Here is an 11,278-nt window from a genome sequence, read left to right as displayed (position 1 = left end):
CACCCCCTCCGACGTCCGCGATCCTGCACTTTCTGCTGGGACAAAAGCCGCACGGCTCGACAAAATTGCACCAGGAGCCGCACGATCGCGGACGTCGGAGGGGGTGACACGCGACAGCTCGCGGGCACCGGGGACGGTGGCCGCGAGCTGTCGGGTGCGTGGGTCAGGGGCGGGACTGCTGGACGGTGTCCTTCACGTCGTGCGCGGCGGACTTCGAGTCGTCCCGGACGGCGTGCACGGCGTCCTGAGCGGTGGACTTCACCGACTCGGCGGCGTGCTGGGCCGGCTCGCGCAGCTCCTGCTTGAGCTCGCTGGCCACCTCACCCAGCTTCTCCTTCACCGCCCCGCTGTGCTCGCTGACCTTCTCCTTGACCTGGACGGCGGCCTGCTGCTCCCGACGCGAGGCCGGGATCAGCGAGGAGGCCAGCCAGCCCACCCCGAACGCGATCAGGCCGGCGGCGAGGGGGTTGCCCTGGGACTTCTGCCGGATCACCCGCGGCGCGCTGTGCGCGGCGTCGCTGACGGTGGAGGCCGCCGAGTGCGCGGCGTCGCTGACGCTGGAGGCCGCCGACGAGGCGCGGTCGCCCACCGAGTGGGCGGCGTGGCCGGTGCCGTGGCCGAGGTCAGACGCGGTTCCCATGACCTTGTCCCTCACATTCTGCAACGCGGAACGGGCCCGCTGCTTGCGGTCGTCGACGATGCGGCTGGGGCTGACCTTGTACGCCAACGCGTCCACATCGGAGCTGAGGCTGTTGCGGGTGGCTTCGATCTCCCGGCGGATCTGGTCGGGATCGGTGCTCATCGGGTGACTCCCTCCGGGTGCGGCTTGAGCGCGTCGGGGATCCGCTGCACGCTGTCGTTGGTCTGCTTGAGGCCGCGTACGTGCTGGGCGTTCTTCTTGGCCATCGAGTAGAGGACGGCCGCGACCACGGCCCAGATCACGGCCACGATCAACGCGGCCAGGCCGGAGTCCATGACGTTGTCCAAGAACTGCCACACGGCGATGGACACGAACAGCGCCACCATGTAGCCACCGAAGCCGGCACCGCCGAAGAGCCCGGCGGCCTTGCCGGCCTTCTTGCCCTCCTGACGGATCTCCGCCTTGGCCAGCTCCACCTCCTGACGCATCAGCGTCGACAGGTCGCTGGTCACCTGGCGCATCAGCTCACCGAGCGAGCTGCTCTTCACATCCGCCGCGGTGTGCGGGGCACCCGCGTCGGGCCGGTACCCGGAGTCCAACCCGGACCCCTGCGTCGGCATGGTCATGCCGTCGCCTCCCTTCGGATGACTCGGTGGCTCACGGGCGGGTGGTGCCGCTGGACGGCACGCCCGGCAGCGGGTCGGTCTGGCTCACCGGCGGCAGCGGCTGCCCGGTGCCGGTGTGCTCCGGGTGCTCACCCCGGACGGGGTCGGTGTAGCCGCCGGGCGCCGGGTCGGTGTAACCACCGGGCGTCGGGTCTGCGTAGCCACCGGAGGTCGGCGCGGCGTACGTGCCCGGGGTCGGGTCGAGGTGACCGCCCTGCGGGACGGTGTCCGCCTGCGTCGGGATCACCGCGGTCCGCTCCGGGTCGTACGCCCCGGCGCCGCGGTAGCTCGGGGACACGCTGCCCGAGTCGTCACCGGCCGCGGAGATGCTGCGGGTCAGCCGCCCGGCCAGCACACCGAGCACGGCGGCGCCGACCAGGAAGGTGCCCGGGTTACGGCGGGCGTAGTCGCGTACCTCGGTGATCAGGTCGCCGGGCTGGCGCTCGTCCAGCCAGCCGGCCACACCGTGCACCCGGTCGGCGGCCTGGCGGGCCAGCTCGCTCACCGGACCGGCCTGGCCACCCTGCTCGGCCATCGAGCGCATCTCGTCGGCCAGCGAACGCAACCCGGTCGCCGCGCGGCGCTGCTGCTCGCCGGCCTGGCTGGTGAGCTGGGTACGCGCCTCGCCGTACAGGTTGCGGGCCTGCCGGGCCGCCTCGCGGCCGACCTCGGTGCCCTGCTCCTTGGCTGTCTGCGCGACCGCGCCACCGGCGTGAGCGGCCTCCGACCCGACCTGGCGGGCCTGCTCGCGGACGCCACCGCCGTTGGTCGACTGCTGTCCGTAGGTGGAAGTCGTAGGTGACAGATCGTAGGTCATGATTTCCCTTCCGCTCGGAAAGTCGTCGCGGTTGTGCTGGGGGGATGTGGCCGCGTCTCCGCGGCCGCCACCACTTCACCTACCCTCCGTTTCCTCTTCCATACCTCTTCGTGCATTTCTCTGCGCCGCCGACCGGATCGACTTCAAAATGGAGGATCGTCGGGCTGCGTCACATCGCCGCCGCGGACAGTGAGGTTCGCAGGGCCGGCAGATCCACGGAGGGGGCAGCGATGGCACGAGACGCGCGAGGTGGCCGGCCGCCCGGCCCGCGACCCCGGGTGCAGGTGGCCGCGCTCGCCGTGGCCGGGGTCTTCCTGCTGATCGGCATCCTCGGCTACATCCCCGGCATCACCACCGACTACGGCGAGTTGACCTTCGCCGGGCATCACTCGGACGCACGGCTGCTCGGGCTGTTCCAGGTGTCGATCCTGCACAACGCGGTGCACCTGCTGTTCGGGCTGGCCGGCCTGGTGCTGGCCCGCAGCGTCGGCGGCGCCCGCGTGTTCCTGGCCGGCGGCGGCGCGATCTACCTCGTCCTCTGGCTGTACGGCCTGGCGATCGAGGCCATCAACCCGGAGGGCGGGGCGAACATCCTGCCGGTCAACGACGCCGACAACTGGTTGCACCTCGCGCTCGGCTTCGGGATGCTCGCGCTCGGGCTGCTGCTCTCCAACCAGGCGGGCACCGGCGGGCGGCTGGACACCCCGGCCGACCGGCCCTGACCTGCCGCTGGGGCGGTTTCGCGGCCGTCGGGGTGTGGGTATCCGGGGGCGATCCGCGAGGGAGGTAACGAGATGCCCCGTTGGTTACGCGACAACGCGCTGACCGTCGCCATGCTGGGCGCGTTCCTGGTCTTCCTGGTGTTGCAGAGCGTCTTCGGCTGGCAGACCCACAACGAGGAGCTGACCGAGTTCGGTGCCGCGCCGCTGAGCTGGCCGGCGTACCTGACCAGCGGCCACTTCGTCGAGGCGGTCTTCGAGAACTGGGAGTCGGAGTTCCTCCAGATGGGCGGGTACGTGCTGCTCACCGCATACCTGGTGCAGCGCGGCTCGGCCGAGTCGAAACCGGTGGACCAGACCGACCGGCCCGAGGACGACGAGCGCCGCGCCACCGCGCAGTCACCCTGGCCGGTACGCGCCGGCGGACTGCCCCTGGTGGTCTACCGCAACAGCCTCTCCCTCGCGCTGCTGCTGATCTTCGCCGGCTCGTTCGTCGGGCACCTGCTCGGCGGCACCGCCGCGTACAACCAGGAACAGGCGTTGCAGAGCGGGGCGCCGCCGATCGGGGTGTGGGAGTTCCTGCGCACCAGCGACTTCTGGTTCCAGTCGATGCAGAACTGGCAGAGCGAGTTCCTCGCGGTGGGCGCCCTCATCCTGCTGAGCATCGTCCTGCGCCAACACGCCTCACCGGAGTCGAAGCCGGTCACCGTATCCCACGCCACCACCGGCGCGTAGACACCCAGGCCCACGCGCCCGACCTGCGCTCAGGCCGCGACCGGGAGCCGCTTGGCGAAACAGACGCTGTACGGGTTGCCCACGTACTCGCCGTAGACCGGGATCGGCTCGTAGCCACACGAGGTGTACAGCCCGATGGCGGCCGGCAGGTACGTGCCCGTCTCCAGGCAGACCACCGAGTGGCCCTGCCGGAACGCGCACTCCTCCAGCGCGGCGAGCAGTTGGCGGGCGATGCCCCGCCCCCGGTACGCCGGCCGGACGTACATCCGCTTGACCTCGCCGGTGGCGGCGTCGAGCGCCTGGAGGCCGCCGCAGGCGACCGCCCGGCCGTTCACCACCACCGCGAGGTAGCGGACGTCGTCATGGGGGACGAACACCTGCCCGTCCAACCCACCGTCGGCCTCACGCAGCTCACGCTGCTGGGCGACGAGCAGAGCGGCGATCTCCGGATCGGTGGCGGGCCGCGACTCGATCAGCATCACCCAACGCTAGGCCGGGTGGATTTCGCGAAGGTTTCCGGCAATCAACCCGATCACGGAGCGCAACCGGCTACTCGGCGTCGTCCTCGTCGTCGATGGGCTCGTCGTCGGACGCGTCCGCACCCACCTCGTCGGCCGACCGCACCCGGCGGGCCTTGCGCGCGGCGAGCCGCTCCGCCGCCGACGCCCGGTTGGACTTCTCCTCCAGCCGGATGTCGGTACCCCGGTTACCGGGCACGAACTCCACACCGGCGAAGAGCGTCGGCTGCCAGTCGAACTCGCGCTCCCCGATACGGACCAGGTCACCGGGCTGCGCGCCGGCCTTGGCGAGCTTGTCCTCGACACCGAGCCGCGCCAGCCGGTCGGCCAGGTAGCCGACCGCCTCGTCGTTGTCGAAGTTGGTCTGCTTGACCCACCGCTCCGGCCGTACGCCACGGACGGTGTACGAGCCGTCCGCCTCGCTCGTGATGGTGAAGCCGTCGTCGTCCACGGCCAGCGGCCGGATCACGATCCGGGTCGGCTCGGCCGGAGGCGCGGCCTTGCGCTCCGCGTCGACCAGCTCGGCCATCGCGTACGTCAGCTCCTTGAGCCCCTCGCGGGTGGCCGCGGAGACCTCGAACACCCGGTAGCCGCGCTCCTCCAGGTCCGGGCGGACGATCTCGGCCAGGTCCCGGCCGTCCGGCACGTCGACCTTGTTCACGGCCACCAGCCGCGGGCGGTCGGTCAGCCCGCCGTACTGGCTCAGCTCGGCCTCGATGGCGTCGATGTCGGCGACCGGGTCACGGCCCGGCTCCAGGGTCGCCGAGTCGATGACGTGCACCAGCACCGCGCAGCGCTCGATGTGCCGCAGGAACTCCAGGCCCAGCCCCTTGCCGGTGGCCGCGCCCGGGATAAGACCCGGCACGTCGGCGACGGTAAAGGTGTGGTTGTCCATCCGGACCACACCGAGGTTGGGCACCAGGGTGGTGAACGGGTAGTCGGCGATCTTCGGCTTCGCCGCGGAGATCACCGAGATCAGCGACGACTTGCCGGCCGACGGGAAGCCCACCAGGCCCACGTCGGCGACGCTCTTGAGCTCCAGCACGATGTCCAACTGGTCGCCGGGCTCCCCCAGCTCGGCGAAGCCCGGAGCCTTGCGCTTGGCGTTGGCCAGCGAGGCGTTGCCCCGCCCGCCGCGCCCGCCGCGGGCCACCTCGAAGGTGGTGCCGGCGCCGACCATGTCGGCCAGTACGGTGCCGTCGGTGGTCTGCACCACCGTGCCGTTGGGCACCTTGAGCACCAGGTTGTGCCCGTTGCCCCCGTCCCGGTTCGACCCGGCGCCGCCCTTGCCGTTGTCGGCCTTGACGTGCGGGTGGAAGTGGAAGTCGAGCAGCGTGGTCACCTGCGGGTCGACCACCAGCGACACGCTGCCGCCGTGCCCGCCGTTACCGCCGTCCGGCCCCCCGAAGGGCTTGAACTTCTCGCGGTGGATCGAGACACAGCCGTGCCCGCCATCGCCGGCCTGCAGGTGCAGAACGACCCGGTCAACGAACGTCGCCACGGTGTGAATCCTTCCAGCGAGGTCGGACCCCGCACGTCGTGAAAAAGGCTAAGCGGGCCGGGACCCGGAGGTCCGCGGCCCGCTTGAGCGAAGAGAACTACTGCTGCGGAACGATGCTGACGGTCTTGCGACCGCGCTTGGTGCCGAACAGGACCGCACCGGCGGACAGCGCGAACAGCGTGTCGTCGCCGCCACGGCCGACCAGGTCACCGGGGTGGAACTTGGTGCCACGCTGCCGGATGAGGATCTCACCGGCGCTGACAACCTGACCACCGAAGCGCTTCACGCCGAGTCGCTGGGCCGCGGAGTCACGACCGTTACGCGAGCTGGACGCACCCTTTTTGTGAGCCATTGGAGGACGACCTACTTCCCGCTGGAGATGCCGGTCACCTTGACCTGGGTCAACGGCTGGCGGTGACCCTGGCGCTTGTGGTAGCCGGTCTTGTTCTTGAACTTGTGGATCCGGATCTTCGGGCCCTTGGTGTGCGCGGCGATCTCGCCGGACACCGCGACCTCGGCAAGCTTCGCCGCGTCGGTCACCAGGTCGTCACCGTCGACGAGGAGCACCGCGGTGAGCTTCACCGCGTCACCGGGGGCACCGGTGAGCTTCTCGACCTCGATCACGTCGCCCTCGGCGACCTTGTACTGCTTGCCGCCGGTCTTGACGATCGCGTACATCGGAGGCGGACTCCCTGTCGTTGAGGCTGCTGGCGGTCGTCCCCGTGGCGGCTCGCCGGGTAGTAGTGCACGGCGGCGTGGGCACACGGGAACTCGGCACACCAAAAGTGCGCCGCAGGCAAGAGTACGCCATCGCCCGCCCGGACCCCAAACCGGCCCGCCCTGGTCAGCGGGCGCAGAGCTGGTCGAGGCGCTGCTGGAGCGGGTCGAGTTCGGTCTCGTCGATCGACTCGACGTCGGCGCCGAGCGCGGCGACCTCGGTGCCGATGTCGGTGAGCAACGTCTTGAGCTGCGGATCGGCCGTCAGCGCCGACTGCTCCCGCAGCGCGGTCCGCCAGCCGGCCAGCGCCGCCTCGGCCCGCTCACGGGCCGCCTCGGCGGTGCCGCTGTCCCCCGCGCCCACCGCCGCGATCATCCGGCCCAACTCCGCCACGTACGTCTGGACGGCCGCGGTGCCGGCCTCCCGCGCGGCGACGCAGACCTGGGCGGCGTTGCCGGCCGCCGCCCCGCCGCCCACGGGCGTGCTGGTCGACCCGACCGGGGCACCCCCGGGCGTCGCCCCGCTGGTCGGACCGGACGGGCTCTCGCCGGTGGCGCAGCCGGACCCGACGGAGAGCGCGGCGACCAGCACGGTGACGGCGAGCAGACGACGCATCTTCTTCTCCTGACCGAAAGGTGGCCGGACCGGTGAGGTCCCTCCCCCGTCACATTGCCGGGGAAGGGACCTCGTCAAACACTGGGCCGGTCAGGCCGTCAGGGGCGGGTCCGCCGCCGGGCGCCACCCCGGCGGGAGCGGCGCCGGCCCGCGCCGCCCTCGGTGCTCTCCTCGTCGGAGTCACCGTCGGCGAGCGCATCCGGGTCGTCCGCCGCGGCCAGCCGGGCGGACTCGCCCTGCTGACTGTCGGAGACGGCCGGCGCGGCGGCGCTGTCCGACTCGTAGCGGGACAGGTCGTAGCCCATGGTGTCGACGTAGTCGGCGTCCGGCTCGGCGGTGGTGTCGGTGTCGGTGTCGGTGTCGGTGATCTCGACCACCGTCTTCTCTGCCGACGCGCTCTTGCGGGCGCGGCGGCGGGACGACGCGGTGCCCTGCTCGGCGGACGGGGTGGCGGCGGCGACCGACGAGGCGACCGCCTTGACCTTCTCCCCCGCCCCACCGGTACGCGGCTTCTCCGGCACCGGCTCGGTGTGGATGATGACGCCCCGGCCCTTGCAGCACTCGCAGGTCTCGCTGAACGCCTCCAGCAGGCCCGCGCCGATCCGCTTACGGGTCATCTGCACCAGGCCGAGCGAGGTGATCTCGGTGACCTGGTGCTTGGTGCGGTCCCGTCCCAGGCACTCGGTCAGCCGGCGCAGCACCAGCTCACGGTTGGACTCGAGCACCATGTCGATGAAGTCGATCACCACGATGCCGCCGATGTCCCGCAGCCGCAGCTGACGGACGATCTCCTCGGCCGCCTCCAGGTTGTTGCGGGTGACCGTCTCCTCCAGGTTGCCCCCGGAGCCGGTGTACTTGCCGGTGTTGACATCGACCACCGTCATCGCCTCGGTGCGATCGATCACCAGCGAGCCACCGGAGGGCAGGAAGACCTTGCGGTCCAGGCCCTTGATGATCTGCTCGTCGATCCGGTACTCGGCGAAGACGTCGCTCGTGCCGACGTGCCGACGCACCCGGTCGACCAGGTCCGGGGAGACGTGCGACAGGTACGACTCGACGATGTCGTACGACTGCTCGCCCTCGATCACCAGCTCGCGGAAGTCCTCGTTGAACAGGTCCCGGACGACCCGGATGACCAGGTCGGGCTCCTCGTAGAGCAGCACCGGCGCGCCACCCTCGGCGGCCTTGGCCTGGATGTCCTCCCACTGCGCCTGGAGCCGCTTGACGTCCCGGGCCAGTTCGTCCTCGCTGGCACCCTCGGCGGCCGTCCGGACGATCACGCCCGCGCCGTCCGGGACCAGCTTCTTGAGCACGTCGCGCAGTCGCTTGCGCTCGGTGTCCGGCAGCTTCCGGCTGATCCCGGAGGCGTTGCCGTTGGGCACGTAGACCAGGTGCCGGCCGGACAGCGCGATGTGGCTGGTCAGTCGGGCGCCCTTGTGCCCGATCGGGTCCTTGGTGACCTGGACCAGCACCGAGTCGCCGGAGCGCAACGCCTGCTCGATCGAGCGGGCGCGCCCCTCCAGGCCGGAGGTGTCCCAGTTGACCTCACCGGCGTACAGGACCGCGTTGCGGCCCCGGCCGACGTCGACGAACGCCGCCTCCATGCTCGGCAGCACGTTCTGCACCTTGCCCAGGTACACGTTGCCGGCCATCGTGCCGGAGGAGTTGCGGGTGACGTAGTGCTCGACCAGCACGCCGTCCTCCAGGACGGCGATCTGGGTGCGGTCACCGCGCTGACGGACCGCCATCACCCGGTCGACCGCCTCCCGGCGCGCCAGGAACTCCGACTCGCTGAGGATCGGCGGACGCGTACGCCGCTGCTCCCGGCCGTCCCGGCGGCGCTGGCGCTTGGCCTCCAACCGGGTCGAGCCGGAGACGCCCTGCACCTCGTCGACGGTCTTGCGCGGCTCGCGGATCTTGACGACGGTCGGTACGCCGTCGTCGGCGGCACCCTCCGTGTCGCCCGCGCCCCGGCGACGACGACGCCGACGACGACGGGTCATCCCGTCTCCGCCCTCGGACTCCTCGTCCTCGTCGCCCTCGGCCTCCGCCTCGACGGTCTCCTCGTCCTCGGCCTGCGCCGCCTCCTCGGACTCCTCGTCCTCGGCGTCCTCGGCACCGCCCTTGCCCCGACCGCGACCACGGCGTCCACGGCGGCGGCGACGACGCGCGGCCGCGCTGTCCTCGTCGTCCTCATCCGCCTCGGTGGCCTCGTCGGCCTCGTCGGTCGGCTCCTCCTCGGCCTCGATCGCCTCGACCGGCTCCACCGGCTCGACGTCGCGGCGACCGCGCCGGCGACGGCGGGACGGCTCGGCCTCCACGGCCGGCTCCTCGGCGACCGGGGCGGGCTCCGCCGGCCGGGTCACCGGGACGGCGTCCGGCTGCGGCGCCATGAACAGCACGGTGGGCGCGGTGAGCGCCGCGCGACGGCGGCGGGTACGTGGCTGCTCCGGCTCGATGACCTCGGTCGGCTCGACCGGCTCATCCGACACCGCGGCCACGGCCACGCCCGGCGGCACCTCGCCGGACCGCTCCTGCGCACCGCTGGTCCGGGTCGTCTCGGCGTCGGTCCCGCTCGGCGCGAGGGTGGCCTCGTTCAGCTCGGCCTCCGCCTCCCGCAGGTCGGACTCCGCCGGCGTCTCCGCGGCCTCGTCCTCGACGGCGGGCGGCTCTTCGACGGCCGGCGGCTCCTCGACGACGGCCGGCGTGGTCTTCTTCCGCCGGGTACGGGTCACCTTGACCGGAGGAACGACCTCGGCGGAGGCAGGTTCCGCGCTGGCCGCGACCAGCGGCTCCTCGGCGGTCGTCTCGACGGGGGTCGCCTTGCGGCGGCGCCGGGGGGTCTTCGGGGCGACGTCCAGGTCACCGGAGACCGGTGCGAAGACCTCCGCCTGCGGCGACTCGACGGCGCCAGCCCCGCCGGTGGACGCCTCCACGGGCGCCTCGGCCTGCTCCGGCTGGTTGAGCGGGGCGGCCCGTCGCCGGGTGGCCCGGGTACGCCGCGCCGGTGCGGCGGGCTCGGCGGCCTCCGCCCCGGACGGCTCGGCGGCCCCCGCCCCGGACGGCTCGGCGCCGGCGGCCGCAGTCGGGTTCGCGACGGCGGGGCCGTCGGGGGTGGCGCTCTGGTCGGCGGTCTCACCGGCCGGCTGTGAACCGGTCCGTTCGCCGCCCTCGGGCTCGTTCTCGAGCATGGACGTTCTCCAGTTCTGGCTAGCCCGGGCGCGGGTGAGCGCTGCCACGCAGGGTCGCCGCAAAAGTGTTTCCGCCGGGCGCGCGTGGTGCGCGACCGCCGAAGTCTGCCTGCCAGAGCACTGACCGTCGGTCAGAGCCCAACGATGGCTGCCCCGCCGCGGTCCGCATCCAACGGATCCACGATCGCACCCTGCGCGGTCAGCGTGCCCTGAGCCAGCCGGGTCACCCTCGGCGAGACCGGCGGCTCCAGGTCGGCCACCACGCGGAGGCCGGAAAGGACGTCATCGGGCCGTACGGACGGGGTGACCTGTCGTACGACCAGTTCGAGTATCGCACACGGGACGGCCGGCGCCCCGGAAGGCGTCGGCGTTGGGGCAAGGACATCGATCGATATCACGGCCGCGCGGGCATCGAAGGTACGTCGGCCCTGCTTGGTCATCCGCTCCACCAGCACCTCGTCGGCGGCGGTGAAGGCGTCCACGGCGGCGCGCAGCACGGCGTGGTCGACCTCGGGCAACTCGATGTGCCAGTGCGAGGCCTCGATCCGGTCCGGCAGGCTCCCCCCGTCGGCGATCACAGCGTCCAGCACGTCCAGGCCGGGCGAGAGCGCGGCGTCCAACGCGGCCCGCAACTCCTGCGGGTCGACCGGCGCCTGGAGGCCGATCTCCAGGTACTCGGCCTCGCTGGCGACGCCGGTGGGCGCGGCACTGGCGTAGGAGATCTTCGGGTGCGGCGTGAAACCCTGGGAGAAGGCGATCGGCACGGCGGCCCGACGCAGCGCACGCTCGAAGGCCCGGGCGAAGTCCCGGTGCGAGGTGAACCGCAGTGGTCCGCGCTTGGCGTACCGGATGCGGACGCGCTGGACGACCGGTGCCTGGCCGCCCTCGGGTTGAGGCTTTCTGGCGATCGTGGGCTCCTCGGGTGTACCTGCGTGTCCGCCCATCCTGGCGCAGGGCTCGTGACGGTGCGCAACCGGGGGCGGCGGGACCGGGCCGATGAACCGGCGCAAACCGGTCAGCGGGGTCGTGTCGGCCCGCCAGAACGTCGAGGGCCGGCCGGCGACCCCGCAGGTCACCGGCCGGCCACGGACGATCGGAGCCGGGCTACCGCTCCCGCGGCGGGGCAGGCGGCGTCGCACCGGGCGGGGTGTACCCCGCC

12 protein-coding genes are annotated in these 11,278 nt (G+C 72.1%); 2 read left to right on the top strand and 10 right to left on the bottom strand.

Going from position 1 to position 11,278, the window contains the following annotated elements; translation table 11 throughout:
* Positions 1-163: 163 nt before the first annotated feature.
* Genes F8271_RS26160 through F8271_RS26150 form a run of 3 tightly spaced genes read right to left on the bottom strand, consistent with a single transcriptional unit; the run spans position 164 to position 2,122 of the window.
* Complete coding sequence (locus F8271_RS26160; protein WP_151492481.1) at positions 164-802, bottom strand: DUF3618 domain-containing protein; 639 nt, start codon at positions 800-802, stop codon at positions 164-166.
* The gene (locus F8271_RS26155) at positions 799-1,266 is read right to left on the bottom strand and encodes a phage holin family protein (protein ID WP_151492480.1); all 468 of its coding nucleotides are present in this window, start codon (positions 1,264-1,266) and stop codon (positions 799-801) included. The genes F8271_RS26160 and F8271_RS26155 overlap by 4 nt, the downstream gene beginning before the upstream one ends.
* Positions 1,267-1,297: 31 nt before the next feature.
* Positions 1,298-2,122, bottom strand: a complete 825-nt coding sequence (locus F8271_RS26150) for a hypothetical protein (protein WP_151492479.1) — start codon at positions 2,120-2,122, stop codon at positions 1,298-1,300.
* A 230-nt stretch (positions 2,123-2,352) separates the two neighbouring features.
* Here F8271_RS26150 and F8271_RS26145 point away from each other — a divergent pair, with 230 nt between their 5' ends.
* Positions 2,353-2,844, top strand: a complete 492-nt coding sequence (locus F8271_RS26145; RefSeq protein WP_151492478.1) for a DUF4383 domain-containing protein — start codon at positions 2,353-2,355, stop codon at positions 2,842-2,844.
* A 72-nt stretch (positions 2,845-2,916) separates the two neighbouring features.
* A complete protein-coding gene (locus F8271_RS26140) occupies positions 2,917-3,576 on the top strand; it encodes a DUF6766 family protein (protein WP_151492477.1) in 660 nt (219 codons plus the stop codon).
* 29 nt (positions 3,577-3,605) lie between these two features.
* Here the strand turns inward: F8271_RS26140 and F8271_RS26135 are convergent, their stop codons facing one another.
* From F8271_RS26135 to F8271_RS26105, 7 genes are all read right to left on the bottom strand, one after another.
* Positions 3,606-4,055 carry a GNAT family N-acetyltransferase gene (locus F8271_RS26135; protein ID WP_151492476.1) on the bottom strand — a complete coding sequence of 150 codons (450 nt, stop codon included), beginning with the start codon at positions 4,053-4,055 and terminating at the stop codon, positions 3,606-3,608.
* A gap of 70 nt (positions 4,056-4,125) precedes the next feature.
* Positions 4,126-5,595 (bottom strand): GTPase ObgE, encoded by a 1,470-nt coding sequence (gene obgE / locus F8271_RS26130; RefSeq protein ID WP_151492475.1) that lies wholly within the window; start codon positions 5,593-5,595, stop codon positions 4,126-4,128.
* A gap of 97 nt (positions 5,596-5,692) precedes the next feature.
* Complete coding sequence (rpmA, locus tag F8271_RS26125; protein ID WP_074313740.1) at positions 5,693-5,947, bottom strand: 50S ribosomal protein L27; 255 nt, start codon at positions 5,945-5,947, stop codon at positions 5,693-5,695.
* Between the two features lie 11 nt (positions 5,948-5,958).
* On the bottom strand, positions 5,959-6,273 hold the full coding sequence (gene rplU / locus F8271_RS26120; RefSeq protein WP_007464063.1) for a 50S ribosomal protein L21: 315 nt from the start codon (positions 6,271-6,273) through the stop codon (positions 5,959-5,961).
* A gap of 166 nt (positions 6,274-6,439) precedes the next feature.
* Positions 6,440-6,928 (bottom strand): hypothetical protein, encoded by a 489-nt coding sequence (locus tag F8271_RS26115; RefSeq protein WP_151492474.1) that lies wholly within the window; start codon positions 6,926-6,928, stop codon positions 6,440-6,442.
* Positions 6,929-7,026: 98 nt separating this feature from the next.
* Positions 7,027-10,119, bottom strand: coding sequence for an Rne/Rng family ribonuclease (locus F8271_RS26110; protein WP_151492473.1), 3,093 nt, complete (start codon positions 10,117-10,119; stop codon positions 7,027-7,029).
* A gap of 131 nt (positions 10,120-10,250) precedes the next feature.
* A complete protein-coding gene (locus F8271_RS26105) occupies positions 10,251-10,946 on the bottom strand; it encodes a TIGR03936 family radical SAM-associated protein (RefSeq protein ID WP_255473736.1) in 696 nt (231 codons plus the stop codon).
* Positions 10,947-11,278 lie beyond the last annotated feature (332 nt).

Source organism: Micromonospora sp. ALFpr18c, from assembly GCF_008868155.1.
Lineage (GTDB): Bacteria > Actinomycetota > Actinomycetes > Mycobacteriales > Micromonosporaceae > Micromonospora.
Note: the sequence above shows the minus strand (reverse complement) of the source record. Positions and strands in the feature narration are given on the sequence as shown.